Genomic DNA, 25,497 nt, shown 5'->3' with positions numbered 1-25,497 from the left:
CTTAATTTTAACATTAATTATCAATTATCCATTACAAATTATCAATTATAAATTTAAAAAGTGAGGATGGTATTAATGAAAAAGATTCAATCTACTTGTAATTTATGTGCACTTGCATGTAACTTAGATTTTTATGTTGAAAATGGAAAAATTGAAAAAGTTTCTCCAACGGTAGATTACCCAGTAAATCAAGGATTCTGCTGTATAAAAGGATTAAACTTAGACAAGCAACAAACTAAGATAAAAGCAAGAAAAACTCCATTATTAAAAGATGAAAATGGAAATATGAAAGAAATTTCATGGGAAGAAGGGTTTAAAACTTTTGCAGAAAAAATGACTGCAATTCAAGAAAAGTACGGTAAAGAAAGTGTTGCTTTCATAAGTACAGGTCAAATGCCAACTGAAGATATGGCACTTTTAGGACATGTAGGTAGAAACTATATGAAAATTAATGGAGATGGAAATACAAGACTTTGTATGGCTACATCAGTTGTTGCTCATAAGCAAAGCTTTGGTTTTGATGCGCCTCCATACACATTAAATGATGCTGAACTTTCAGATACAATAATATTTATTGGAGCAAATCCAGTTATAGCTCACCCTGTATTCTGGGGAAGAGTAAGAAAAAATACAACTGCTAAGATAATTACAATAGACCCAAGAAAATCTGAAACAGCAATAAATTCAGATATATGGGTAGACATTAAACCAAAAGCAGATTTAGTACTTTTATATACATTAGCAAATGTATTAATTGAAAAGAAATGGATAGATGTAGATTATATTGAAAAGCATTCAGAAGGATTTGAAGAGTTTAAAGGTCATGTTGCTAAATTTACTTTAGAAAATGTTGAAGAAGAAACAGGAATTTCAGCAGAAAGAGTACTTGAATTAGCAGAAATAATACATAATGGGAAAAAGGTATCATTCTGGTGGACAATGGGTGTTAATCAAGGTTATCAAGCAGTAAGAACAGCTCAAGCAATAATTAACTTAGCTGTAATGACTGGAAATATTGGAAGACCAGGAACAGGAGCAAACTCTTTAACTGGACAAAGCAATGCTATGGGATCAAGAGTATTTAGTAATACAGCTGGACTTTATGGTGGTGGAGATTTCGATAATCCAGTAAGAAGAAAAGCAGTAGCAGAAGCTTTAGGTGTTGATGAAAGTGTATTAGCCACAAAACCAACAATTCCATACAATCAAATAATAGAAAGAGCTATTTCAGGTGAAATAAAAGGATTATGGGTAGTATGTACAAATCCAAGACATTCATGGGCTAATAATGAAGAATTTAGAAAAGCTGCTGAGAACTTAGATTTCTTAGTTGTACAAGATATATATGAAGATACACATACTGCAGAACTAGCAGATTTATTTTTACCATCAGTTCCAGGTATAAAGAAAGAAGGAGTATTCATAAATACTGAACGTAGATTATCTAAGATGAATCCTATTATACCTAAAGAAGAAGGAGAAAAATCTGATTTTGAAATATTATACGGAATAGGACAAGCATTAGGAATGGGAAGTCTTTTAGATAATTGGAAGACTCCAAGAGATGTATTTGAGTTATTAAAAAAATGTTCAAAAGGAATGCCTTGTGATATAACTGGTGTTACATATGAAATGTTAGAAGGAGCAGAAATGTCTGGTTCAAGAGGCGTTCAATGGCCATTTAGAGAAGGGGATGTTTTAGTAGAAGACCAAAGAAGACTTTATGAAGATGGAAATTACTACACACCATCTAAGAAAGTTAAATTTATTTTTGAAGATATAGCTGAAAATCCAATAGTGACATCTGAAAAATTCCCTTATATATTGAATTCAGGTAGAGGAACAGTTGGACAATGGCATACTCAAGTTAGATCAAGAGAAATAGAAGCTAACAAAATATATAGCAAAGAATCATATGTTTTAATGAACCCTCAATTAGCCAAAGAATTAAATATATCGGAACATGAAAGAGTTAAGATAGTATCACAAAATGGTGTTACAAGTGAGTTTAATGTTGTGTATTCAGATACAGTTAAAAAAGAACATTTATATGCTCCAATGCACTATATTGAAACAAATAGCTTAACACCTTCATTATATGATCCATATTCAAAAGAACCATCATACAAAACAGTTGCAGTAAACATTATTAAGTAGTTATGAAGTATAAATAATTAAGGAGTTCTAAAGATGAAGAGAATTAAAATTGATAGATCAAAATGTGTTGGATGCCTTACATGTACAACTGCATGTATAGTTTCACATAGTTCAGAAGATACAAGAAGCAGAATAACAATAGATAGTAATAAAAAATATGCCCCTATATTTTGTAGACATTGTGATAAACCAGAATGTGTATTTACATGTATGTCAGGTGCTATGAGTAAAGATAAGGAAACTGGAGAAGTAACATATGATAAAACTAAATGTGCAAGTTGTTATATGTGCATAATGGCATGTCCTTATGGAGTATTAAAAGCAGACAGTAGAACTAATAAACAAATAATGAAATGTGACCATTGTAAACATGCAGGTTCACCACAATGTGTTGAAAAATGTCCAATGGGAGCAATTACTTTTGAGGAGGTTAATAAGTAATGAGATATGTAGTTATAGGAGCCTCAGCAGCTGGTATAAGTGGAGCAAAGACTTTAAGAGAATTAGATAATGATGCAGAAGTAGTATTAGTTTCTAAGGATGAACATGTATATTCAAGATGTATACTTCATCACTATATTTCAAATCATAGAGATGTTGAAGCATTAAACTTCACAGGAAAAGATTTCTTTGAAAAGTATAATATAAACTGGAAAAAAGGCATAGAAATAACTTCAGTTAATGATGTAGAGCAAACATTATCATTAAGTAATGGTGAAACATTAGCTTATGATAAACTTATGATATGTAGTGGTGCTTCTGCTTTCATACCACCAGTAGAGGGCTTAAGAACATCAAACAACGTTGTTGGTTTAAGAAATCTTGAAGATGCAGTACTTATAAAAGAGCAAGCTGCAAAAGTTAAAAATGTTGTAGTGCTTGGAGCTGGACTTGTAGGTATAGATGCCTTAAGTGGACTTTTAGATTCAGGTGTTAATATTTCATTAGTGGAAATGAGCAATAAAGTACTTCCACTACAATTAGATGAATATACTTCAAATGTTTATAAAAATAAGTTTGAAGAAAAAGGTGTAAACTTAAAATTAGGTGTAAGCGCAGTAAAACTTAATGTAGATGAAAATAACAATCCAGTATCATTATCATTAAATAATGGTGAAAATGTTCCATGTGAACTTGTTATAGTTGCTACAGGAGTACGATCTAATATAGCATTTTTAGAAAATAGCAATGTAGAATGTGATAGATTTGGATTACTTATAGATGAAAAGGGTAAAACTAATATAGATAATATTTATGGTGCTGGTGATGTAACTGGAAGAAATCCTATATGGCCAACAGCTGTAAAAGAAGGTATAATAGCTGCTAACAACATGTTAGGAAAAGAAATGATAATGACAGATTTCTTTGGAAGTAAAAATACAATGAACTTTGTAGGAATTGCTACAATGTCTTTAGGAGCAGTTGAACCAGAAGATGAAACTTATATAGTAGAAGTTAAAAATGATGAAAAAGGATATAAGAAGATAATACATAAAGATGGAAAGATTTATGGAGCTTTGATTCAAGGTGATCTTGATTATGCAGGAGTACTTACTCAGCTTATAAAAGAAAAGATAGATGTATCAAAGGTTACTAAGAGTTTATTTGATATAGATTATGCTGATTTCTTTAATATTGAGAAAAATTTTGAATTTAGTTATAAATAATAGTATAATTAATTAAAGATGAAAAATTGATTTGTTGATATTTGTCTAAATAAAGCATTGACATGAGGGAACATATATTGTACTCTCATGTTAATGCAAATATATTTTTCATTTTTAAATTTAAATTTTTACGAGGTTATTATGGCTAAAGTAGTAAACATAATAGGTTCTGGAAGTAATGTAGGAAAGACATACATTATGGAAGGGATTATAAAAGAATTAAAAAGCCGTGGATTAAGCATTGCAACTATAAAGCATGATGTTCATGGATTTGACATAGATAAAGAAGGAAAAGATACATATAAGCATAGGAAAGCTGGTTCTGAAACTGTAATAATTTCTTCAAAAAACAGGCTTGCAATGATAAAAGAGCTGAAGGAAGAAACTGATTTACAGGATATAATAAAAATGACCAGTGATAAAGATATTATTTTAGTAGAAGGCTATAAGAAAAGTAATCTTAGAAAGATAGAAGTGTATAGAGATGGCATAAGTGAGAAAATAATAACACCAAAAGAAAAATTGATTGCTATAGCTAGTGATACAGATATACATATGGATGATGTCAAAGTAATTCCTAAGGAAGATTTTAAAGCTTTGGCTGATTTAATTGAAAAAGAAGAAGAATTAAAAATATAATTGGTATTTTCTAGAGTATAAAAAGCCTAAGTATTTATATATATGGATTTTATACCTGAATTTAATTCACAGGGTAGTCTTTGAAAAGAGGCTGTCTCCACGTTTTGGGAAGGAAAATAAGCTTAGGTAATTATGAATGACGAGTGATGAATTATGAATTATGGAATAAACTCCTTAATGGAGTTTAATAACATATTTTTATTTACAGAAATTCCTGATGGAATTTTTCCTTAATTCATCATTGGTAATTCATAATTCATAATTTTAATTGTGTGCTTATTGTCATTCTTAATTTGTTTGATAATAAGTTTTTTTTATATAGAAATATAACTTTAAATAGATGTTAGAAAAGAGGTTCAAATGAAGTCATTTATAAGCCTAGAAGAAGCAATAGAAATGTTGAATGAAAATGTGAAAACAATGGAAGTTGAAGAAGTTCAGCTTATTGATGCCATTGATAAAGTTCTTGCAGAAGATGTATATTCATTAATAAATAATCCACCATTCAATAAGTCTGCAATGGATGGTTATGCAGTAATGTATGAAGATACAAATGAAAGTGGAAAAGTGCTTCAGATAATTGATGAAGTATTTGCTGGAGAATCTTCAAATAAGGAAGTTACAGCAGGAACAGCTATTAAGATCATGACAGGAGCGCCTATTCCTAAGGGAGCAAATGCTGTAATAAAAAAAGAAGATGTAGAAGTTAAAGAAAATAGCATAATTTTAAAGAAACAATTAAAGGAAAATGAAAATATATGTTTCAAAGGTGAAGATATAAAAGAAGGTCAGCTCCTTGTAAGAAATGGAAAGAAGTTAAATTATGCTGATATTGGAATCATTGCTAGTTCAGGTATAAGTATGATTAAAGTTTATAAAAAGCCAAAAGTAGCCTTTATAAGCACCGGTGATGAAGTAGTAGATATTGGGCAGAACCTTAGCTATGGAAAGATTTTTAATAGTAATAAATATACTATTTTAGCAAGAATCAAGGAACTAGGATATGAAGTAATTAATGTGAAGCATGTTAATGATCAGTATGATGATATAGGAAATACCATAAATGAAATATGTAATATGGCTGATCTTGTCATAACTACAGGTGGAGCATCTGTAGGAGATAAAGATTTAATAAAGGAAGCCATTGATGAAATTAATGGTGAAAAACTCTTTTGGAAGATTAAAATTAAACCAGGATCATCAGTATTATGCAGCAAATACAATAATACAGTGATTATAAGTCTTTCAGGTAATCCTACAGCAGCACTAACTACTTTTGAACTTCTAGCAAGAACCTCTCTGGAAAGAATGAGCGGAGGCAGTAAAATAGAAATAAAAAGAGAAAAAGCTGTACTTCTTAATGATTTTAATAAGAAAAGCCCACAGAGAAGGTTTTTAAGAGGCCAGCTTCAATATATGGATGGCAAACAATGTGTATATATAACGCAAGTAAAAAGTGGTAATGGCATTTTAAGTTCAACTTTAAATTCAAATTGTATCATAGAGTTAGCAGCAGGAAATGCAGGAGTTTCGCAAGGAACAATGGTAGATATAATAAAATTTTAGAGGTGCATGATATTGAAGATAAATAAGACACTGGCAATTTTGGCAGGTGGGAAAAGTAGCAGAATGAATTATAATAATAAGGCTCTTTTAAGCTACAAGGAAAAAACATTTATTGAGCATATTATTGAAGCAGGAGAAAATTTTAAAAAAGTTGTTATTGTGGCAAATAATAAGGAGCTCTATAGTGATTTCAATGTTGATGTAATAAGTGACATTTATGTAGGAAATGGACCTTTAAGTGGAATTCATTCAGCACTTAGTTATTCAGATACTGATAAAGTCTTATGTGTGGCATGCGATATGCCATTGATAAGTAAGGATACACTGGAATTTTTAGCAAATGTAAAAGAAGAGTATGAAGTTTTAGTACCAAGAGTAAATGATAGATTACAGCCTTTATGTTCAATTTATTCTAAGAAGATACTAGGGAAAATAGAAAAGGCTTTAGAAAATGATGATAATAAGCTACAAAAGCTTATATATAGTTTAGATTATAAAGAAGTACATGAGAAAAGTTTAACAGAAGGAGAATTTTTTAATATAAATACACCTGATGATTATAAAAGATTGGAGGAAATAGATAATATGTATACAGTAGCAATTATAACAAGCAGTGATAAGGGATATGCAGGAGAAAGAGAAGACAAAAGTGGAGCTACAGTAAAGGAAATAGTTGAGGCTAATGGATTTACTGTTGTTAAACAGGTAATTCTTCCTGATGAAAGAGAAATGTTAAGAGACGAAATGATAAAGATGTGCGATGAATTAAAGGTTAATTTAATATTAAGTACAGGGGGAACTGGTTTCTCTAAAAGAGATATAACTCCAGAAGCAACAAAGGATGTTATAGAAAGAGAAGCACCAGGAATTGTTGAAGCAATAAGATATTTTAGTTTGCAAATAACTAAGAGAGCAATGCTTTCAAGAGCAGTGTCAGGAATAAGAAAAGATACACTTATAGTTAATTTACCAGGAAGTCCTAAGGCATGCAAAGAGGCTTTAGATTTTGTTTTAGATGATGTTAAGCATGGAATAGATATATTACTAGGAGAAGCAAGAGAATGCGCTAGAAAATAGCTTTTAAGAAGAGGGAGGATGAAAAGCGTTATGATGAAAATGATAAAAGTTCAAGATGCAGTAGGATCAATATTATCTCATGATGTGACACAAATTATACCAGGAGAATTTAAAGGCAGAGCCTTTAAGAAAGGTCATATAATAAAGGAAGAAGATATAGAAAAACTACTATCTATAGGAAAAGATCATGTTTATGTATGGGAACCAGAAGAAGGTCAACTTCATGAAAATGATGCAGCCATAAGATTATCAAATCTTGTGGTAGGTGAAGGAGTAGCTACTTCAGAAGAAATAAAAGAAGGAAAAGTAGACTTTTTTGCTGATAGAGATGGAGTATTAAAGATAGATAAAGAGAAATTATTTAAATTAAATTCTCTAGGTGAAATAATAGTTTCTACATTACATAACAATACTCCAATAAGAAAAGGTGAAAAGATTGGAGCTACAAGAGTAATTCCATTAATTATAGATGAAAATAAGATAATAGAAGCTGAAGAGTTAATAAAAGAAAAGATAATCAGAGTTGATGAAATCAAAACAAAAAGATGTGCAGTTATAACTACTGGTAATGAAGTTTATTATGGAAGAATCAAAGATGCATTCTTACCAGTAATAAAACAAAAACTAGGGTATTATGGTAGTGAAGTAATAAAACAAGTAATACTTCCTGATGATAAGGAAAGAATAACGGAAGAGATATTAAAAGCTGTTAATGAAGATAAAGCAGATATGATTATTTGTACAGGAGGAATGTCTGTAGATCCAGATGATGTTACTCCAACAGCAATAAAGGATTGTGGAGGAGAACTTGTTACATATGGTTCACCGATACTTCCAGGGGCAATGTTCCTTCTTGCATATTATAATGACATTCCAATACTTGGAGTACCAAGTTGTGCAATGTATTCTAAGAGAACAGTGCTAGATTTAGTACTACCAAGAGTTTTAGCAGATGAAAGACTTACTATGGAAGATATTGCGGAGTATGGTCATGGAGGATTGTGTTTAGACTGCAAAGTATGTACTTTCCCACACTGCTCATTTGGTAAATAAGTTAAAGTTTTAGGAGGAATTATGGATAATAAATTAACTCATTTTGATAATAGTGGAAATGCAAGAATGGTGGATGTAGGAAGTAAAGTTCCTACAGAAAGAGTGGCTATTGCTGTTTCTAGAATAAAAGTAAGTGAAGAAACTTTAGAACTTATTGAAAAAGGTCAGATAGGTAAAGGTGATGTATTAGGTGTAGCAAGAGTTGCTGGAATAATGGCTAGTAAGCAAACTTCTAATTTAATTCCTATGTGCCATCCACTGATGATTTCAAGCTGTAATATAGATTTTGATATAAATAAGGAAGAAAGTTATATAGGAATAAAGGCTACTGTAAAAATAGTTGATAAGACTGGTGTTGAAATGGAGGCATTAACAGCAGCTATGGTAACAGCATTAACTATTTATGATATGTGTAAAGCTGTTGATAAGAGAATGGTAATTGAAGGCACGCATTTACTTAAAAAGACAGGAGGAAAGAGCGGAGAATTTAATTTTTAAGGAAGAAGTCTCCTAAAAGCATAATGAAAGATAAGTTTGGAAGAGAAATAGATTATTTAAGAGTATCTGTAACTGACAACTGTAATTTAAGATGTGTATATTGCATGGAAGAAAAGGATAATATTTTTTTAAAAAAGGAAAATAAGCTTACAGATGATGAAATATATAGAATAGTAAAAGAAAGTGCTAGCCTTGGAATAAAGAAAATAAGGATTACAGGTGGAGAGCCTTTAGTGAGACCAGGAATAGTAGAGCTTATAGGAAGAATAAATAGTATTCCAGGTATTGAAGAAATATATATGACTACTAATGGAATTTTGCTATATGATAAAGTAGAAGCTTTAGCAAAGAATGGTCTTAAGGGAGTAAATATAAGTTTAGATTCACTAAAGGAAGAAAGATTTAAGACTTTAACAAGAAGAGGCGAGCTTAGCAGTGTTTTAAAGGCTATAGATAAATGCTTAGAGTATAATTTAAAGGTTAAAATAAACACTGTAATGGTAAATGATATAAATAAGGATGAGATCATTGATTTTGTAGATATGACCAAAAAGAAAGCTGTAGATGTGAGATTTATAGAATTGATGCCAATAGGCATTGCTGTAAATTACAAAGGTGTAACTAATGAAGAAATATTAGCTACAATAAAAGAGCATTATAAAGAAGTTATTGAAGTAAAAAGAAGTAAGATGGGTGGACCTGCTACTTATGTAAAACTTAATGAAGCAAAAGGAAAAATAGGTTTTATAAGTGCAATGAGTAATTGCTTCTGTGAAGATTGTAATAGAATAAGGCTTACACCAGAAGGATTTTTAAAGCAGTGTCTACATTTTGATTATGGTGTTGATCTAAGAAAACTTATGAGAGATGGTATAAGTGATGAAGAACTTAAAAAGGTTATATACCATAATATATATGACAAACCAGAAAAACATTTATTTTTAGAAAAATGTGAACATAAAGAAATTAAATTTATGAATCAAATTGGAGGATAAACATAAGATGAGTAAAGTATTAGCAATATGTATAAGCAAACATAAAGGAACATTAAAAAATGAAGTAAGTGAAGCAAATTTCATTGAAGAATTTGGTATTGAAGGAGATGCTCACGCAGGAAAATGGCATAGACAAGTAAGTCTTTTAGCTTTTGAAAAAATTGATGACTTTAGAAATAAAGGTGGAAATGTTGATTTTGGAGCTTTTGGAGAAAATTTAGTTGTAGATGGAATTGAACTACATAAACTACCAGTAGGACAACAGTTACAAGTGGGAGAAGTATTATTAGAAGTTACACAAATTGGTAAAGAATGCCATGACAAATGTGCAATATACTATCAAGTAGGAGAATGTATAATGCCAAAGAACGGTATATTTACAAGAGTTCTTAAAGGTGGAAAAGTTAAAGTTGGAGATCAGTGTACTTTAATAGATAGTGGTAAAAAGATATTATCTTTATAATTGATTAATGAAAATGGGGATGTCGTATTAAGAATAAATAATACAATATATTGTATATAAAATTTTTAGTGCCATATCCTCATTTTTTTATATAATAAGGATAAATTATAAGGTTATTAGATATTAAGAAGAATTTATCTTTTTTTGTTATAGAAAAATACTTGATTTTATTACTTTAGTATGATAAAGTGGTAAATAGATAAAGTAATAGGGGGATAATTCAACGTGAGCATAAAAGGAATTAGAAAAAATATTTTATTAGGAATAATTATGGGGAGTATAAGTTTTACGCTTTTAGCATGTAATAAGAAGGAAATTAAAAGTGTTATGGATAAGAATGAAGTAATTGTTGGGTTAGATGATGCTTTTGCACCTATGGGATTTAAAGATGAAAGTGGTGAAATTGTAGGATTTGATGTGGATTTGGCAAAAGAAGTAGGAGATAGATTAGGTAAGAAAGTTGTTTTTCAACCTATTGATTGGTCAATGAAGGAATCAGAATTAAATAATGGGAATATAGATTTTATATGGAATGGATATACAATTACAGAAGAAAGAAAGGAAAAGGTGAACTTTTCAGAAGCTTATCTAAATAATAAGCAAGTTATAGTAACTTTAGCAAATTCTGATATTAACGCTAAAAGTGATTTATCAGGTAAAAAAGTTGGAGCACAAAGTGAGTCTTCAGCTATTGAAGCTATGGAGAAAGATACGGAGCTATATGAAAGCCTTAGTGGTGGTGAAGCAATAACCTTTGAAGATAATAATCAGGCTCTCATGGATTTAGAAGCAGGAAGGATAGATGCAGTGGTAGCTGATGAGATTTTAGTGAAATATTATATAAAGTTAAAAGGTGAAGATAAATTTAAAGTTTTAACTGAAGATTTTGGTAGTGAAGAATATGGAGTAGGCATTAGAAAAGGAGATGCTGAAACTGTTGAAGCAATTAATAATGCTTTTGAAGAAATTAAGAAAGATGGCAAAATGGCAGAGATTTCACAAAAGTGGTTTGGGGAAGATATAACAGATAATTAAAGAAAGAGAGTGGAGAGCATAATGGAGTTTTTAAGGAACTTAGGAAGCAATATAGTAATGTTAATGCCTCAAGTTATAAGTGGTCTTAAAGTTACTTTAGAGATATTTGCCATAACTTTGATTTTATCTATACCATTAGGAATAGTAACTGCTATGGGAAGGCGATCAAAGATAAAGATAATAAATAAGATAACATCAATTTATGTTTTAATAATGAGAGGAACGCCTTTATTATTACAGATAGTTTTTATTTTCTTTGGCTTATCCATCCCAAGTATAGGAATAGTAATTGAGAGGTTTCCAGCAGCTATATTAGCATTTACATTAAACTATGGAGCTTACTTTGGTGAGATATTTAGAGCAGGAATTGATTCTATAGATGAAGGGCAGTATGAAGCAGGACAGGTTTTAGGTATGTCTAATACAGATATATTTTTTAGAATAGTATTACCTCAAGCTTTTAAGAGAGTTCTTCCACCAATAACAAATGAAATAGTAACTTTGATAAAAGATACTGCTCTTGTATATGTTATTGGATTAAGTGATTTATTAAAAGTTGGCAAGGTTGCAGCCAATAGGGATTCATCACTAATGCCCTTACTAGTAATTGGTATAGTATATTTAATCTTGATAGGAGTATTATCTAAGATTATGGAAAAAATAGAGAAAAGATATGAATATTATAATTAGGGGGAAGGATAGATGTTAAAGCTCAGGAAGATAAAAAAGAGTTTTGGTAATCTTGATGTATTGAAGTCAATAGATTTAGATATTGATGAAAAAGAAATAGTTGTGTTGGTTGGACCTTCAGGAGGAGGAAAAACAACGCTTCTTAGAATAATAAATATGCTAGAAAGATGTCATAGTGGATATATTGAAGTAAATGGGAGAGTATTATGTAATGATGGCAGATACATAGATAAAAAATCTATGATGGAGATAAGTAAAGATGTAGGAATGGTATTTCAAAATTTTAATCTATTTCCTCATAAATCTGTTATTGAAAATATAATTGAAGGACCTATGAGGGTGCTTAAAAAAAGCAAGGAACAATCTAAAAGTGAAGCTCGAGAAATATTGAGTTTTTTAGGCTTAAGTGAAAAGGAGGATAGTTATCCTCATCAGTTATCAGGTGGTCAAAAGCAAAGAGTAGCTATAGGTCGTGCTTTAGCTATGGAACCTAAGTTAATGTGTTTTGATGAACCTACTTCAGCACTAGATCCTGAGCTTACTGAGGAAGTAGCTAATGTAATCAAGATGTTACGTAAAAAAGGAATGACTATGCTGATAATAACTCATGATATGACCTTTGCAGAAAAAGTGGCCAGTAGAATAATTTCTATGGATAATGGAGAGATTGTTGAGAGGCATATATATAGAAGTAGTAAAGAGACTATTATAACATAGTTATTGTAACTGTAAGGTTGTAATGATATAATTAAGTGGTGACAATGAAGTTTTTAGAAACTCATTGTCTTTTTTTGTAAGAATCTAATAAGGGGGAGTTTTGTATGGATTTAAATACATACAAAAAATATATTCAAATTTTGAATGAAGAATTGGTTCCAGCTATGGGATGCACTGAACCAATAGCAATAGCATATGCAGCAGCAAAGGCAAGAGATGTGCTTGGCACTTTCCCAGAGAGTGTTATAGTTAAATGTAGTGGAAATATGATAAAAAATGCTAGATGTGTTACAGTGCCAAATACAGGAGATTTAGTTGGTATTGAAGCAAGTGCAATTATTGGAATTTTAGCAGGAAAATCTCATAGAAAACTGGAAGTAATTAATGAAGTAAGTGAAGAAGCAATCATAAAAACACATGAACTTATACAATCAGATTATTGTAAAGTTGAGTTTTTAGATTCAGAGATAGAATTACATATAATAGTAGATGTTTTTAATAAAGAAGAAAGTGCATCGATAGAAATAAAACATGCCCATGATAATATTTCAAGTATTATAAAAGATGGAGAAGCAATCTTTAAATTAGAAGAGGATTCCAATAAATATCTAGGAGTTTTTATAGATAGAAGTATTTTAAGTGTGGAGAAGATTTATGAATTTGCCAATACAATGAATATTGATGATGTTAAAGAACTATTAGATAATCAAATGAAGTATAATATTGATATAGCAGAAGAAGGATTAAAAGGTTCCTATGGAGTAGGGATTGGAAAAGTTATTTTAGAAGCTGGAAATTCATTAACAAACAAAGTAAAAGCTTATACAGCAGCAGCTTCTGAAGCGAGAATGAGTGGATGCTCTTTACCTGTAATGACTAATTCAGGCAGTGGAAATTCCGGTATGACAATTTCAGTACCATTGATTATATATGCTAGAGAAAAAAATATTTCTAAAGAATTATTATATAGAGCTTTAGTGTTTGCGAATTTAATTAATATACATCAAAAAGCTGGAATTGGAAGACTTTCTGCATTTTGTGGAGCAGTAACATCAGGATGTGCTAGTGGAGCAGGAATAACTTATTTAGAAGGTGGAAGTCTAGAACAAATAAATAAAACCATTAACAACACTTTAGCCAATATTTCAGGAATTGTTTGTGATGGAGCAAAAGCTTCATGTGCAGCAAAGATTGCTACAAGTTTAGATGCTGCCATGATGTCGCATTCATTGGCTATGATAAATAGAGGTTATAGTGCTAATACTGGAATACTAAAAGAAGATATAGAAGAAACCATTAGCGCCATAGGGAGACTTGGAAAAATTGGTATGAGAGAAACTGATAAAGAAATATTAGATATTATGCTTGAAGCATAATATTAAAAGTTAATTAAGTTAAATTTATTAAAAAAAAGAAAAAATCTTATGTATCTGCACATACATAAGATTTTTTCTTTTATATTTGTATTCAACAGAAGGCTTAATCTATTGACGTTAAGCAATCTTAAGGATAGATGCTTAAAGTTTTAATTGAAGTTAATTAATATATCTATATCAGATCTTAGGGAGAAAAGAATATTATATATTAATTTTTTGAGTAATATTCCACAACTAAAACTTCATTTATTTCTATTGGCACTTCATTTCTTTCAGGGTATCTTAACAGAGTACCAGAGAAATCAGCTTCGTTTTTACTTATGTATGGCAATACATTAAGTATATTAGATTGGAAGTTTTCTTTGAACATAGGATTTTTTTGAGATTTCTCTCTTAGTTTAATTTCATCACCAACTGAAACATTGAAAGATGGAATATCTACTTTTTTACCATTAACTAAAATATGGCCATGCACTACCATTTGACGTGCTTGTCTTATTGAGTTAGCAAATCCTAATCTATATACTAAGTTGTCTAATCTGCATTCTAGAAGTTTAATTAATGCAAAACCAGTTAACTCTTTAGATTTAGAAGCTTTTTCAAAGTAATTAGCAAATTGTTTTTCCATTACTCCATAATATGCTCTAAGTCTTTGTTTTTCTAAAAGTTGTGTACCATAGTCTGAAAGTTTTTTATCATTTCTTGCAGAACCTTTCGCTGCTCTTTTCATTGCTTTTGGATGACCACAGACATTTAATCCAAGTCTACGACATTGTTTAAATCTAGGTCCCATCATTTTTGCCATAAAATCATCTCCTTAAATCATTTGCCGCGATAATTTAAGCCACAAATAGAATATAACATAATCAATAGAAGATGTAAATGAAAATCATTATCATTTATAAAAATATTATAAATTTTTATTATATTTTAAACTGTAATTAGTATATGTTTCATTTTTTTCACCTCTATAAAAATAGTATTAGTAAAAATAAGCTTTAAATTCAGAAATTATTTTGTAAAGAAATAAGAAAATACTGTATAATTTTTATGAGAATAATTTTATAGGAGGTTAAAGGTGATATATACATTAGAAAATGAAAATATAAGAGTTGTAGCTAGCAGTAACGGTGGTGAGCTGCATAGTATTAAAAAAATAAATGATGAAACAGAATATTTATGGAATGGTGATGAAAGATACTGGAAATATCATGCGCCAGTTCTTTTTCCTATAGTAGGAAAGGTAAATGGAGGTAAATATAAAATTGATGGAATTGAATATGAATTACCGCAACATGGTCTTGCTAGAACAAGAGAATTTAAACTTATAGAAAAAAGTGAAAGTAGAATTGTATTTGAATTACAATATGATGAAGAAACATTAAAGGTATATCCATTTAAATTTGTTTTAAGAATAGGTTATACCTTGATGGAATATGGTGTAGAGACAAGTTATGAAGTTATTAATAAGGATAATAAGGACATATATTTTTCAATAGGTGGCCATCCAGCTTATATGTGTCCAATAAACCAAGGTGAATCTTTTGAAGATTATTATTTTGAATTTGATAAAGTTGAAAAATCTTCCAAAATACTACTAAATAGTAATGGACTATTTACAAAAAATAAAGAGCTGTTTATGGAGAATAGTAAAGAGTTACCACTAAGTATAGAGATATTTAAAGATGATGCCATAGTATTTAATGATTTAAAATCAAATAAGATTTCATTAAAAAGTAGAAAATCTGATAAATCAGTTACAATGGATTTTTCAGGATTTCCATATTTAGGGCTATGGACTAAACCTACAGGAGCACCTTTTGTTTGTATAGAGCCATGGTTTGGACATGCAGATTATGAAGATTTTAATGGTGATTTTAAAGATAAAGAAGGTATTAATAAATTGGCAGTAGGAAAAAGTTTTAAAGCTGCATATTTAGTAACAGTACAATAAATAATTAAAGTATAAGGGTATAAGGATATGAGTATAGATAGTATTATTTTTGATTTAGATGGAACTTTATGGGACTCTTCAGAAGGAGTATCAAAAACATGGAGTCTTGTTTTAAATAAATATGATTATGAAAGAAAGGAAGTTACAGTAGAGGATTTACACATATGTATGGGCAAACAGCTTGATGAAATAGGAGAAATTCTTTTTCCAAACTTAAGCAGTGAAGTTAGAAAAAATTTAATGCATGAATGTTGTACTTTAGAAAATGAATACCTAGGGGAGCATGGAGGAAAGTTATATTTAAAGGTTGAAGAGACACTAAAAGAGCTTTCAAAAAAGTATAAGTTATTTATAGTAAGTAATTGTCAAGATGGGTATATAGAGTGTTTTTTTAAAGCACATAAATTAGATAAGTATTTTACAGATTATGAATGCCCAGGAAGGACAGGCCTTTCTAAAGGTGAAAATAATAAACTTATTATAGAAAGAAATAATTTGAAAAATCCAGTGTATGTGGGAGATACAGAAGGAGATGCAGAATCGGCAAAGGCAGCAGGAATTCCTTTTGTATTTGCTAAATATGGTTTTGGAAATGTTAAAGAATATCAATATGCAATAAATAAATTTGAGGATTTATCTACTTTAAAATGGTAATTTTAATAAAAATGATATTCAAAAGATAGTGCTTACAGTTATAATTTAAAATAATATAAAAGAGTATCTTAGCACATACTATATATACCTTATAGAAAAAGGAGATGGTATGTATGGAACGAGAACATTATAATGTAGAAGGTATAGCAAATGCTAATATGAAAACGCAAATTAGAAATGCTCTTGAAAAAATTGATGGAGTAAATGGTGTATGTGTAGATTCAGCTAGAGGAACTGTGGAAGTTATGTACAATGCACCAGCAACGCCACAAGAAATAAAAGAATGCATTGAAAATACCGGCCATAATGTAGAATAGATAATAATAGTGCATAGGGTTTCACTTATGCACTATTAATTTTTATATTTATAATATATAAGAATTAGTCTATAATTAAAATATATTATAAAATACGGAGTGATATTTTGGATTTAAATAAAGAATTAGTTAATGAGATAATTGCAATAAGTAAAAAGTATGATTCAATTTATAAGGTAGTGCTTTTTGGTTCTAGAGCAAGAGAAGATAATGATTTGAAAAGTGATATTGATTTAGCTATATATAGTAATAGTGATATACTTGAATTTATTGAAGAGGTAGAAAACACTACTCATACATTGTTGGAATTTGATTTTTCAGATATGAATAAAGTAAAAGATGATTTTTTTATAGAGCAAATTAAAAAGGATGGAATTATAATATATGAGAAGTGTAGAATTTAAATATATGAATTTAAAAAAAGCATATTTAAGATTAAAGGAAGTAAGTGATTTATACGATGGAAGTAATGACATTATAAGAGATAGTTTGATACAAAGATTTGAATTTACTTATGAACTTACCCATAAAACTTTAAAAGAATTTATGAAGTATTTAGGTGTTACACTAGAAAATTCTTTTCCTAGAACAATATATAAAAAAGCGTATGTTAATAATTTGATTTCGGATGATCAAGTATGGATAAGGCTTCTTGAAGATAGAAATTGTACATCCCATATTTATAATGAAGAATTAGCTAATGAAGTAGCAAAAAGAATAACTAAAGACTATGTATTTGCAATTGAAGAATTAGTAATTAATTTAGAAAAATTATTATAGAAAATGTGAATATAGCTTTCACTCCTATTATGGATTGAAAGCTTTTTTATTTACAGTGTAATAAAAGAATTAGGAGAATTTTTAAATAGTGAAGTTAAAATTGAAGGATATGTCCATCAAATGAGAAAATTAAAATATGTTATATTTATTGTTTTAAGAGAATGTAGAATTAAAAATGGATAATTAAAATTTTCATTTTTAATTCCACATTGAATTAAATACTGTATTGTAATGATGTTATTATTACAATAACTGCTGTTGTAAGTATTGGAATCAATACTGAAGTTACAAATATATCTTTATAACTTTCTTTATGAGTTAATCCGCAAATTGCAAGAGTTGTAATTACAGCACCATTATGAGGTAGTGTATCTAATCCTCCTGAAGATAAAGAAGCAATTCTATGGAGTATTTCTGGAGAAATAGCTAATGCATCACTCATTTGTATAAAAGTAGGTGCTAAAGCATTTAAGCTTATACCAAGTCCACCAGAAGCAGAAGCAGTAAGTCCACATATTACATTGACGGAAATAGCTTCAGAAATAATTGGATTGCTAGATATATTCATTATGGTGTTTTGTATAGTTAGAAAAATTGGTAAGGATTTAATTATACTTCCATATCCTACTATAGCACTGGAATTAAGCAGTGGTAAAAAGGAATTTTTAACTCCTATGTTTAACATATCATTTAAATTAGGTAGCTTCTTAAAATTTAAAGCTAAAATAAATATAATGGCAATAACTATGGATATTATAACACTCCAAGTACCAGAAACATTATCAAGTGAAACTCCATACTTAACCAAGTAGCTTCCGTCTATATTAGGATAATAAATTTTTGATAAAGCAAAGTTGGTAACAAAGATTATTAAAATAGGAGCCACTGAAATAAAGATACCAGGAAGGTTTTCACTTTCCTTTTCTTCTAAATCAATTTTATGGTTTCCATATCCTTCTCCAGATGCTTTAGCTTTCTTTAATCGATAATTAAGCCAGGATAGACCTAAGAAAAGCATTGTAATGCTGGCTATAATTCCAAGAAGCGGGGCAGCAAATGTGTCAGTGCCAAAATAGCTCATGGGAATTACGTTTTGTATTTCAGGAGAACCTGGCAGTGCAGTCATGGTAAAGGTAAAGGCACCTAAAGCAATGGTTCCAGGAATAAGTCTTTTTGGAATATCCGCTTCCTTAAATAGTATATTTGCTAAAGGGTATAGGATAAATGCCACAACAAATAAAGAAACCCCTCCATAGGTAAGAAATGCACCAGATAAGACTACAGCAAGTATTGCTTTATCTTTTCCAAGTTTGTTGGTGATGAATAATGCAATGGATTTACCGTATTTAGCCTCTTCCATTAGCTTAGCAAAGATTGCACCTGTAAGGAATAGAGGGAAGTAGTTTTTAACGAAGTTGGCAAATCCACTCATATATATTTCCGTATAATTAACCATAAAGTGGCTATTAAAACCATAAGTTAAAAGTAGTGTAAGAAGCCCTATAATTGGAGCTGTAATAATTGTTGAATATCCTTTATATGCTAAATACATTATTAATGATAAAGAAACAATTAATGCAAGTATATTAATCATAATATAAAGTCCTTTCTTAAATGTAGTAATTAATATATGTTAATATTTAATAACATTAATATTTTAACCAATTTTTATAATTATGTGTGTAATAAAGTCACAATAAAAACTAAAGCAGAATTGCTTCAGTTTTTATGAGAAGTTGTTATTAGTTTACAAAATAGAGGTAACATCGTATCATTATCTATAAGCATCATTTCTGGATGCCATTGAACCCCCATACCAAATTGATAATTTTTAAGTTCAATTGCTTCAATAACATTATCAGAGGCAAGGGCAGAAACTTTTAAATTATTGCCTAATTGGTTAATACATTGATGATGAAAGCTATTAACATAGAGTTTTTCACCAAATAAATTATAGAGAAGCGAATCAGAGTTAATATTGATTTGATGAATAGGATCATATCTTTCAGATTTTTGGTAGTGTTGTATTGTAGGGTAGGGAACTTCGCTAAAGTCCTGATATAAATTTCCACCACAAGCTACATTAAGAATTTGAATTCCTCTACAGATTGCTAAGAAAGGCTTTTTAGATGCAATGATATTTTGCATTAATGTCAGCTGAAATAAATCAAGTTTGCTATTAAACTCACCAAGTTCCTTATGTGGATTTTTATTGTAAAAGTATGGATTAATATCAATACCACCAGTAAATAAGAATCCATCGCACAAATTTATATAGGTATCTGTATTTTCCAAATTTGAAGTGGCGGGAATTATAATTGGAAGTCCAGAAGATTTTTCTATGGCATTAATATAATCAGAACTTACACTAACTCTATTTATTTTATTATCTAAAAATAGAGTTGAAACTACACCAATTTTACTTTTCATCACTGAATATTACTCCTTTCATCAAATAATTATGATACATAATATGATGATATGAGATAAAAATACACTTGTAATTTTAAATTTAAAAAGAAAGTATTATTTAAATGTTGTATAATAATTAATATTATTAAAACAAGGAGATAAAACATGAGAGATATTACTAATTCAAAAGGAAAGATTTTTAGACATTTTAAGGGGGATTTATATTTAGTTGAAGATTTTGTAACCCATTCAGAAACACAGGAAAAGATGGTTCTTTATAGAGCACTTTATGGTAACTGTGGATTATTTGTAAGACCATATGATATGTTCTTAGAAGAAGTACCATCAGGAAAAGAAAATCCAACAGGACAAAAATATAGATTTGAAGAATATGTAGTTAAAAGCGTTAAGTAGAGATAAATGACGAATGATGAATTATGAATGATGAATTAAGGAAAAAACTCCCCTAGGGGAGTTTAAAAATAATAATTTCTTTAGAAATTATTTAGGAAATTCATCATTCTCAATTCATAATTCTTAATTAAAGCGCTACGCTTTTTATGGCTTGTATTACACCATTTTCATCATTACTTTTAGCTATAAATCTAGCAGCTTTTTTTAGGGTATCATGGGCATTAGCCATGGCATAACTATGGTAAGCACTTGACATCATTTCAAGATCATTTAAATAATCACCAAAAACCATTGTTTCTTTATAATCTATGTTTAGCAGATTTTGTATTTCATTTATGGCAACACCTTTATTTATACCTTTAGCAACAATATCAAGCCATATTTCACCTGAGACAGTTATTTGTACCTTATCTCTATATTCATCAAAATAGTTGTTGCTATTATTTTCAGAACCATTAAAATCACAAATTGTAACCTTTAATATATCATCATCAATTGATGTTAAATCTTCTACTATTTTATATCTTTCATAATATTTAGCAGTTTGCTTTATTAATCTTTCATCATGACTTTCAATATAAGCTGAATTTTTGCCACATAATATAACATAAGAGTTAGGAATAGTTCTACCGATTTCAATTAATTCTTTAGCAATATTTTTTTCTAGAGAATTAACAATAAGCTCTTTACCTTTATAAACTACAAAGGTTCCATTTTCAGCAATAAACATCATATCATCTTTTATATCTTTAAATCTTTCTAGAAGATTATAATATTGTCTTCCACTGGCAGCAGCAAAAATAATATCCTTTTCTTTTAGTGATTGAAACATTGGATAAAAATCTGCGTGTATTTCATTATTGGAATTTAATAAAGTACCATCCATATCTGTTGCAATAAATTTAATCATAAAAATCACCTTCTATCAATATTGTTTATTATCAATTGTTATTGTTTAGTTATATTTATTATCATTTTAGCATAAAAGTACGTATTAATCAATTTGTTAAGGTGATAATGCATATGAACATTATAATTAAGAATTTGCTTTTAAAAATTTTAATATTATACATAAATAAGCTCCTATATATATTTGTTATATAAATAAAGTATATAATAAAAAGGACTTTGCATAAGAAATTAAAATATTTAACTATAAAAAAGTGAAAGAATATTTTAAAATGGTAGCCATTAAGTCATATTTGAGAATTTTGGAATATAGTAAAATATAGAGTATTGCTAAAGGAAATAAAACATGTTGATGAAAGGAGATTTTCATATGCATTCAACTTGTTCAGATGGGAATTTAAGTCCTACAGAGCTGGTTAGATATGCTAAAAAAAGAAAGGTTGATATAATCTCACTTACAGATCATAACGACTGTGATGGTTTAGATGAGGCAATAAATGAAGGGAAAAGAAGTGACATAGTAGTTATTCCAGGAGTAGAATTGTCTACAAAATATAAAGAAAATAGAGTGCATATATTAGGATATTTTAAAGATGATAGCTATAATAATGAACTTTTTAGGGAGGTTTTAAAGAAAGTCAAAGGAGATAAAAGTGGTGAGTTAAGGAGTATCTTTGGTAGCGCCATAAATTTTAATGGATACAAAAAGAAACTATATGTTGAAAGTGGTATTCAGCTATTGAAATTTTTTGGTGCATCAGTTGTACTTGCACATCCAGTATTATTAAGTGAGGAATGTTTTTTTAATATAAAGAATATGGACTTTGATGGTATTGAGGCTCGCTACTTCTTAAATAGTGATGATGATACAGAATTTTATATTAAGTTTGCCAAGGAAAAAGGTTTATATTATACGGCAGGGTCAGATTTTCATACAAGAATTGAGGAATATAGAATTCATGGACTTATTGGCGATGTCTTTTTGAATGAAGAAGAAATAGAAGATTTTTTATGGCAGTCAGGACTTGATATTTGGCTTAAAGATTTGTACAAATAGATAAAGGGAAAATATTAGCATAATAAAATAAAGAAGCTCTAAAAAGCGCTTCTTTATTTTTATGTAGTTAAATTTATTAGACTAAGTCTTCTCTTATTAAATAAGCATTACCATCTTGGTCTTTGAAAGAAAACATACTTCCGTATGGCATAGTCTTAATTTCATCAACATCTACACCGTTTTCTTTCATTTTTGAATAAGTAGATTCAATATTAGTAGTGCTTAATATTATATTAGGATGACCAACATTAGCTTGAGGATTTTGTTTAGCCATCATTTCTTTGTTATATATAACAAAAGTAGTGAAAGCTTCTTTTGTAGGACCAACTTCTAGCCATTTAAAACCAGGTCCCATTTCAGCTTCGAATTTTATAATAAAGTTCATTTTTTCAAGCCAGAATTTTTTTGCTTCCTCTACATTATTAACATATATGGTGATTTTTCCAATTTCCTTTATCATAAGTGATACCTCCAAAATTAATTTTTTTTAGTATAATATAAGTAAAATCAAAACTCAAACACATGTTCACAAAAGATATTATATATTTATAATATTTACAAATAGAATAAAAATTATCTATCAGTGATTTATATTAGCAATATTAATATATAAAATATAATTATTAAGTAAAATATATATGGTATAATTGACATAATATGATATTTAATGTTATCTTAAAATGAACTAAAAGAAGAAATACTTTTTAGGAGGAGTTTGAGTGAAGAAAAAAACAAAAGAAACTATTTTGATTGGTACAGGACTTGTAGCATTATCTTTATTTTTACATTATATACATTATTTAATTTTTAAAGATGCACATCACACCATGATTTTTCTAGTTGCAGATATTGCATTTATACCAATGGATGTATTTTTTACTACATTAATATTGGATAGATTTCTAGAAAAGAGAGAAAAAGACCACCTTTTAGGAAAACTAAATATGCTCATAGGAGTATTTTATACTGAAGTAGGTACGAAACTTTTGCTTAATATAGTAGAAGGTGATAATGATAGAGAGTTTTTAAGTGGAGCATCAATCACTAATGATACATGGAAGAAAAAGTCTTTTGAAAAGCTTCATAATAGAATTCTAAAACATGATTATACTGTAGATATTAATAAAGTATCTTTAGAAGATATTAGAAAGAATTTAGATGCAAATAAAGATTTGCTTATTTCATTAATAGCAAATGAAAATCTTATAGAACATGAGACATTTACAGAAATGCTTATGTCAATTATGCATTTAAGAGAGGAACTTAATACAAGATTAAGTATGGATATGCAGGAATATGAACTTGAGCACATAGAAAAAGATATAATGCTGGCATATAAATATCTGACAATTGAATGGGCAGAATATATGAAATATTTAAGTGAAGAATATCCAGTATTATATTGTAAGGCGCTTATAAATAATCCGTTTGATACAAGAAGTAAAAGTGAAAAAGATAAGTGTTATTTAAAAGAATATAAAAAGCAATATAAAGATAATTAATAAAAATTAAAATACATTAATTTTTGTTTTTAACATCCTGAAAAAGGATGTTTTTTTAACGCTTAGGAAATTATGAGATTTTTAGTATAAGAAATACTAATAAATTAGCCATTTATTATATACGTTTTTACTAATGCGTTAAAAAGAAAATTATAGTACGCCAAAAGAACCGTAAAAGAAAAATAAATTAATTAAATTTTTGGAAGGATTTATTTTTCTTTTGGAACTTTTTTGATTATAAACAAAAGTTACTTTCTTTGACGAAGCGTGGCGTAAGCCACTTTTGTAATATAAGAAATAAAATAGTAAGAATGGAGTAGTAATAATGAAAAAAGCTATTGTAGTAGTAAGCTTTGGTACAAGTTATTTGGAACAGCTAAAGAATTCAATTGAAAATGTTGAAGGAAAAATTAGAGAGAAATTTAAAGATTATGATGTATATAGAGCATTTACTGCCCATATGATAATTAGAAAGCTTGAAAGAGTTCATGGTATTATAGTGGAGAAGCCAGAAGAAGTGCTTGAAAGGCTATATGCTGAAGGATACCAGGAAGTAATAATTCAGCCTCTTCATATAATACCAGGGGAAGAATTCGGTTATATAAAAAATATTGAAGCACATTTTAAAGAGATGTTTAAATCTATAAAAGTTGGACGTCCAATATTTTATTACCAAGGGATAGAAGGTCTTCCACAGGATTATTCATTATTTATTGAATCTATAAAAAGTATTATAGAGGGAGAAGAAGCAGTAGTTATGATGGGACATGGCACAGCTCATCCATCTAATGCTGTATATGGAGCACTTCAAACTGTTTTAAATGATGAAGGTTATGAAAAGGTATTGGTAGGAACAATGGATGGGTATCCAAATTTTACAAGTGTATTAAAGAAGATTAAGGAAAAAAGTATTAAGCAAGTATTATTAATGCCTCTTATGCTTGTTGCTGGTGATCATGCTATTAATGATATGGCTTCAGAAGAAGAAGATTCATGGAAATCTATGCTTGAAGCTGAAGGAATAGAAGTGAAACTTCATATGAAAGGGTTAGGACAGGTAGAGGAATTTGCACAACTATACATAAATAGAATAGATGATTTGATAAATAATAGATATATTGGTGCAGGACAAAGTAAAAAAGGGTACAAAAAAAGAAAAAAGTAAAAAATGAGATAAAATAAAAAAATAAATTTTATTGACAAATAATAATTATTCATTGATAATATACTTAAATAATATAAAAACTAAGGAGGAAATTACAATGAAAGCATTTGTAGATGAAAATGTATGTATAAGCTGTGGAATGTGTGAAGGAATATGTGGAGATGTATTCTCACTTGATACAGGAGTAGCAGTAGCTATAGAAGGTGATATTGCTGCAGATTTAGAAGATGCAGTTAATGAAGCTTGTGATAGCTGTCCAGTATCAGCAATATCAGTAGAATAATAATGTTATTATAAATCCTTTAAACCACCTATAAATTATATTAGAGCTGTATTTATACAGCTCTTTTTTAACGCTTAGAAAAGTATAAAATTTTTCAGTATAGGGAATACTAATAAA

Annotated in this window: 29 protein-coding genes, 1 pseudogene and 1 riboswitch; of the genes and pseudogenes, 25 read left to right on the top strand and 5 right to left on the bottom strand. The window is 29.1% G+C overall.

What is annotated here, in order from left to right; all coding sequences use genetic code 11:
* The first annotated feature begins 75 nt into the window (after positions 1–75).
* From Q5O44_RS01265 to Q5O44_RS01195, 15 genes and pseudogenes are all read left to right on the top strand, one after another.
* Complete coding sequence (locus Q5O44_RS01265; RefSeq protein ID WP_022166568.1) at positions 76–2,157, top strand: molybdopterin oxidoreductase family protein; 2,082 nt, start codon at positions 76–78, stop codon at positions 2,155–2,157.
* A gap of 33 nt (positions 2,158–2,190) precedes the next feature.
* Entirely contained in the window at positions 2,191–2,598 is a 408-nt protein-coding gene (locus tag Q5O44_RS01260) for a 4Fe-4S dicluster domain-containing protein (protein WP_022166567.1), read from the top strand.
* Positions 2,598–3,824, top strand: coding sequence for an NAD(P)/FAD-dependent oxidoreductase (locus Q5O44_RS01255; protein WP_022166566.1), 1,227 nt, complete (start codon positions 2,598–2,600; stop codon positions 3,822–3,824). Before Q5O44_RS01260 ends, Q5O44_RS01255 begins: the two co-directional genes overlap by 1 nt.
* 141 nt (positions 3,825–3,965) lie before the next feature.
* Positions 3,966–4,463 (top strand): molybdopterin-guanine dinucleotide biosynthesis protein B, encoded by a 498-nt coding sequence (gene mobB, locus Q5O44_RS01250; protein ID WP_022166565.1) that lies wholly within the window; start codon positions 3,966–3,968, stop codon positions 4,461–4,463.
* Positions 4,460–4,594, top strand: a riboswitch (molybdenum cofactor riboswitch). It overlaps the preceding gene by 4 nt.
* Before the next feature lie 229 nt (positions 4,595–4,823).
* Positions 4,824–6,029, top strand: a complete 1,206-nt coding sequence (glp, locus tag Q5O44_RS01245; RefSeq protein WP_022166564.1) for a gephyrin-like molybdotransferase Glp — start codon at positions 4,824–4,826, stop codon at positions 6,027–6,029.
* Positions 6,030–6,035: 6 nt separating this feature from the next.
* Positions 6,036–6,503, top strand: a pseudogene (locus Q5O44_RS01240) (molybdenum cofactor guanylyltransferase); the annotation flags it as partial.
* 111 nt (positions 6,504–6,614) lie between these two features.
* On the top strand, positions 6,615–7,106 hold the full coding sequence (locus Q5O44_RS01235) for a molybdenum cofactor biosynthesis protein B (protein ID WP_186834626.1): 492 nt from the start codon (positions 6,615–6,617) through the stop codon (positions 7,104–7,106).
* Positions 7,107–7,139: 33 nt separating this feature from the next.
* A complete protein-coding gene (locus tag Q5O44_RS01230; protein ID WP_291662209.1) occupies positions 7,140–8,159 on the top strand; it encodes a molybdopterin-binding protein in 1,020 nt (339 codons plus the stop codon).
* A 21-nt stretch (positions 8,160–8,180) separates the two neighbouring features.
* The gene (gene moaC / locus Q5O44_RS01225; RefSeq protein WP_022166561.1) at positions 8,181–8,657 is read left to right on the top strand and encodes a cyclic pyranopterin monophosphate synthase MoaC; all 477 of its coding nucleotides are present in this window, start codon (positions 8,181–8,183) and stop codon (positions 8,655–8,657) included.
* A 23-nt stretch (positions 8,658–8,680) separates the two neighbouring features.
* Entirely contained in the window at positions 8,681–9,652 is a 972-nt protein-coding gene (gene moaA, locus Q5O44_RS01220; RefSeq protein ID WP_022166560.1) for a GTP 3',8-cyclase MoaA, read from the top strand.
* A 7-nt stretch (positions 9,653–9,659) separates the two neighbouring features.
* Positions 9,660–10,115: an MOSC domain-containing protein gene (locus Q5O44_RS01215; RefSeq protein ID WP_022166559.1), complete on the top strand. Its 456-nt coding sequence runs from the start codon at positions 9,660–9,662 to the stop codon at positions 10,113–10,115.
* Between the two features lie 225 nt (positions 10,116–10,340).
* Entirely contained in the window at positions 10,341–11,150 is an 810-nt protein-coding gene (locus Q5O44_RS01210) for an amino acid ABC transporter substrate-binding protein (protein ID WP_022166558.1), read from the top strand.
* Between the two features lie 21 nt (positions 11,151–11,171).
* On the top strand, positions 11,172–11,840 hold the full coding sequence (locus Q5O44_RS01205; RefSeq protein ID WP_022166557.1) for an amino acid ABC transporter permease: 669 nt from the start codon (positions 11,172–11,174) through the stop codon (positions 11,838–11,840).
* A 12-nt stretch (positions 11,841–11,852) separates the two neighbouring features.
* A complete protein-coding gene (locus Q5O44_RS01200) occupies positions 11,853–12,557 on the top strand; it encodes an amino acid ABC transporter ATP-binding protein (RefSeq protein ID WP_022166556.1) in 705 nt (234 codons plus the stop codon).
* 104 nt (positions 12,558–12,661) lie between these two features.
* Positions 12,662–13,933, top strand: coding sequence for a serine dehydratase subunit alpha family protein (locus Q5O44_RS01195; protein WP_022166555.1), 1,272 nt, complete (start codon positions 12,662–12,664; stop codon positions 13,931–13,933).
* A gap of 208 nt (positions 13,934–14,141) precedes the next feature.
* Here Q5O44_RS01195 and rpsD read toward each other — a convergent pair whose 3' ends face one another.
* Positions 14,142–14,738 carry a 30S ribosomal protein S4 gene (gene rpsD / locus Q5O44_RS01190; protein WP_022166554.1) on the bottom strand — a complete coding sequence of 199 codons (597 nt, stop codon included), beginning with the start codon at positions 14,736–14,738 and terminating at the stop codon, positions 14,142–14,144.
* A 273-nt stretch (positions 14,739–15,011) separates the two neighbouring features.
* Between rpsD and Q5O44_RS01185 the strand changes: the two genes are divergently transcribed.
* From Q5O44_RS01185 to Q5O44_RS01165, 5 genes are all read left to right on the top strand, one after another.
* Positions 15,012–15,887 carry an aldose 1-epimerase family protein gene (locus Q5O44_RS01185; RefSeq protein ID WP_022166553.1) on the top strand — a complete coding sequence of 292 codons (876 nt, stop codon included), beginning with the start codon at positions 15,012–15,014 and terminating at the stop codon, positions 15,885–15,887.
* Between the two features lie 27 nt (positions 15,888–15,914).
* Complete coding sequence (locus Q5O44_RS01180; protein ID WP_022166552.1) at positions 15,915–16,541, top strand: HAD family hydrolase; 627 nt, start codon at positions 15,915–15,917, stop codon at positions 16,539–16,541.
* A gap of 113 nt (positions 16,542–16,654) precedes the next feature.
* Positions 16,655–16,858: a heavy-metal-associated domain-containing protein gene (locus Q5O44_RS01175; RefSeq protein WP_022166551.1), complete on the top strand. Its 204-nt coding sequence runs from the start codon at positions 16,655–16,657 to the stop codon at positions 16,856–16,858.
* 107 nt (positions 16,859–16,965) lie between these two features.
* Positions 16,966–17,262: a nucleotidyltransferase domain-containing protein gene (locus tag Q5O44_RS01170; RefSeq protein ID WP_022166550.1), complete on the top strand. Its 297-nt coding sequence runs from the start codon at positions 16,966–16,968 to the stop codon at positions 17,260–17,262.
* The gene (locus Q5O44_RS01165) at positions 17,243–17,638 is read left to right on the top strand and encodes a nucleotidyltransferase substrate binding protein (RefSeq protein ID WP_022166549.1); all 396 of its coding nucleotides are present in this window, start codon (positions 17,243–17,245) and stop codon (positions 17,636–17,638) included. Before Q5O44_RS01170 ends, Q5O44_RS01165 begins: the two co-directional genes overlap by 20 nt.
* 214 nt (positions 17,639–17,852) lie before the next feature.
* Here the strand turns inward: Q5O44_RS01165 and Q5O44_RS01160 are convergent, their stop codons facing one another.
* Together Q5O44_RS01160 and Q5O44_RS01155 are read right to left on the bottom strand one after the other, a co-directional pair.
* A complete protein-coding gene (locus Q5O44_RS01160) occupies positions 17,853–19,232 on the bottom strand; it encodes a GntP family permease (protein ID WP_022166548.1) in 1,380 nt (459 codons plus the stop codon).
* Between the two features lie 125 nt (positions 19,233–19,357).
* Entirely contained in the window at positions 19,358–20,068 is a 711-nt protein-coding gene (locus tag Q5O44_RS01155; protein WP_022166547.1) for a gamma-glutamyl-gamma-aminobutyrate hydrolase family protein, read from the bottom strand.
* 147 nt (positions 20,069–20,215) lie between these two features.
* On the opposite strand from Q5O44_RS01155, the gene Q5O44_RS01150 reads away from it, so the two are divergent.
* Entirely contained in the window at positions 20,216–20,464 is a 249-nt protein-coding gene (locus tag Q5O44_RS01150; protein ID WP_022166546.1) for a DUF1653 domain-containing protein, read from the top strand.
* Between the two features lie 127 nt (positions 20,465–20,591).
* Here the strand turns inward: Q5O44_RS01150 and Q5O44_RS01145 are convergent, their stop codons facing one another.
* Positions 20,592–21,374 (bottom strand): HAD family hydrolase, encoded by a 783-nt coding sequence (locus Q5O44_RS01145; protein WP_022166545.1) that lies wholly within the window; start codon positions 21,372–21,374, stop codon positions 20,592–20,594.
* A gap of 345 nt (positions 21,375–21,719) precedes the next feature.
* Here Q5O44_RS01145 and Q5O44_RS01140 point away from each other — a divergent pair, with 345 nt between their 5' ends.
* On the top strand, positions 21,720–22,430 hold the full coding sequence (locus Q5O44_RS01140) for a PHP domain-containing protein (protein ID WP_291662164.1): 711 nt from the start codon (positions 21,720–21,722) through the stop codon (positions 22,428–22,430).
* Positions 22,431–22,506: 76 nt separating this feature from the next.
* On the opposite strand, the gene Q5O44_RS01135 is transcribed toward Q5O44_RS01140, so the two are convergent.
* Positions 22,507–22,890 (bottom strand): VOC family protein, encoded by a 384-nt coding sequence (locus tag Q5O44_RS01135; protein WP_022166543.1) that lies wholly within the window; start codon positions 22,888–22,890, stop codon positions 22,507–22,509.
* Between the two features lie 259 nt (positions 22,891–23,149).
* Between Q5O44_RS01135 and Q5O44_RS01130 the strand changes: the two genes are divergently transcribed.
* From Q5O44_RS01130 to Q5O44_RS01120, 3 genes are all read left to right on the top strand, one after another.
* Positions 23,150–23,932 (top strand): hypothetical protein, encoded by a 783-nt coding sequence (locus tag Q5O44_RS01130; RefSeq protein ID WP_022166542.1) that lies wholly within the window; start codon positions 23,150–23,152, stop codon positions 23,930–23,932.
* A gap of 325 nt (positions 23,933–24,257) precedes the next feature.
* Entirely contained in the window at positions 24,258–25,097 is an 840-nt protein-coding gene (locus tag Q5O44_RS01125) for a sirohydrochlorin cobaltochelatase (RefSeq protein ID WP_022166541.1), read from the top strand.
* A 97-nt stretch (positions 25,098–25,194) separates the two neighbouring features.
* Complete coding sequence (locus tag Q5O44_RS01120; RefSeq protein ID WP_022166540.1) at positions 25,195–25,380, top strand: ferredoxin; 186 nt, start codon at positions 25,195–25,197, stop codon at positions 25,378–25,380.
* The last annotated feature ends 117 nt before the right edge of the window (positions 25,381–25,497 follow it).

Origin of the sequence: Clostridium sp. CAG:221 (genome assembly GCA_000435835.1) — a bacterium.
Lineage (GTDB): Bacteria > Bacillota > Clostridia > Clostridiales > Clostridiaceae > Clostridium.
This window is presented reverse-complemented; position numbering and strand designations above follow the sequence as displayed.

Coding starts and splice junctions, on each gene's coding strand:
- rpsD (WP_022166554.1), bottom strand. CDS start 14,738: ATGGCAAAAATGATGGGACCTAGATTTAAACAATGTCGTAGACTTGGA.
- Q5O44_RS01260 (WP_022166567.1), top strand. CDS start 2,191: ATGAAGAGAATTAAAATTGATAGATCAAAATGTGTTGGATGCCTTACA.
- Q5O44_RS01200 (WP_022166556.1), top strand. CDS start 11,853: ATGTTAAAGCTCAGGAAGATAAAAAAGAGTTTTGGTAATCTTGATGTA.
- Q5O44_RS01230 (WP_291662209.1), top strand. CDS start 7,140: ATGAAAATGATAAAAGTTCAAGATGCAGTAGGATCAATATTATCTCAT.
- mobB (WP_022166565.1), top strand. CDS start 3,966: ATGGCTAAAGTAGTAAACATAATAGGTTCTGGAAGTAATGTAGGAAAG.
- Q5O44_RS01205 (WP_022166557.1), top strand. CDS start 11,172: ATGGAGTTTTTAAGGAACTTAGGAAGCAATATAGTAATGTTAATGCCT.
- Q5O44_RS01145 (WP_022166545.1), bottom strand. CDS start 21,374: ATGATTAAATTTATTGCAACAGATATGGATGGTACTTTATTAAATTCC.
- Q5O44_RS01160 (WP_022166548.1), bottom strand. CDS start 19,232: ATGATTAATATACTTGCATTAATTGTTTCTTTATCATTAATAATGTAT.
- Q5O44_RS01265 (WP_022166568.1), top strand. CDS start 76: ATGAAAAAGATTCAATCTACTTGTAATTTATGTGCACTTGCATGTAAC.
- moaA (WP_022166560.1), top strand. CDS start 8,681: ATGAAAGATAAGTTTGGAAGAGAAATAGATTATTTAAGAGTATCTGTA.
- Q5O44_RS01125 (WP_022166541.1), top strand. CDS start 24,258: ATGAAAAAAGCTATTGTAGTAGTAAGCTTTGGTACAAGTTATTTGGAA.
- Q5O44_RS01155 (WP_022166547.1), bottom strand. CDS start 20,068: ATGAAAAGTAAAATTGGTGTAGTTTCAACTCTATTTTTAGATAATAAA.
- Q5O44_RS01255 (WP_022166566.1), top strand. CDS start 2,598: ATGAGATATGTAGTTATAGGAGCCTCAGCAGCTGGTATAAGTGGAGCA.
- Q5O44_RS01150 (WP_022166546.1), top strand. CDS start 20,216: ATGAGAGATATTACTAATTCAAAAGGAAAGATTTTTAGACATTTTAAG.
- Q5O44_RS01215 (WP_022166559.1), top strand. CDS start 9,660: ATGAGTAAAGTATTAGCAATATGTATAAGCAAACATAAAGGAACATTA.
- Q5O44_RS01140 (WP_291662164.1), top strand. CDS start 21,720: ATGTTGATGAAAGGAGATTTTCATATGCATTCAACTTGTTCAGATGGG.
- Q5O44_RS01135 (WP_022166543.1), bottom strand. CDS start 22,890: ATGATAAAGGAAATTGGAAAAATCACCATATATGTTAATAATGTAGAG.
- Q5O44_RS01235 (WP_186834626.1), top strand. CDS start 6,615: ATGTATACAGTAGCAATTATAACAAGCAGTGATAAGGGATATGCAGGA.
- Q5O44_RS01120 (WP_022166540.1), top strand. CDS start 25,195: ATGAAAGCATTTGTAGATGAAAATGTATGTATAAGCTGTGGAATGTGT.
- Q5O44_RS01180 (WP_022166552.1), top strand. CDS start 15,915: ATGAGTATAGATAGTATTATTTTTGATTTAGATGGAACTTTATGGGAC.
- moaC (WP_022166561.1), top strand. CDS start 8,181: ATGGATAATAAATTAACTCATTTTGATAATAGTGGAAATGCAAGAATG.
- Q5O44_RS01165 (WP_022166549.1), top strand. CDS start 17,243: ATGAGAAGTGTAGAATTTAAATATATGAATTTAAAAAAAGCATATTTA.
- glp (WP_022166564.1), top strand. CDS start 4,824: ATGAAGTCATTTATAAGCCTAGAAGAAGCAATAGAAATGTTGAATGAA.
- Q5O44_RS01195 (WP_022166555.1), top strand. CDS start 12,662: ATGGATTTAAATACATACAAAAAATATATTCAAATTTTGAATGAAGAA.
- Q5O44_RS01175 (WP_022166551.1), top strand. CDS start 16,655: ATGGAACGAGAACATTATAATGTAGAAGGTATAGCAAATGCTAATATG.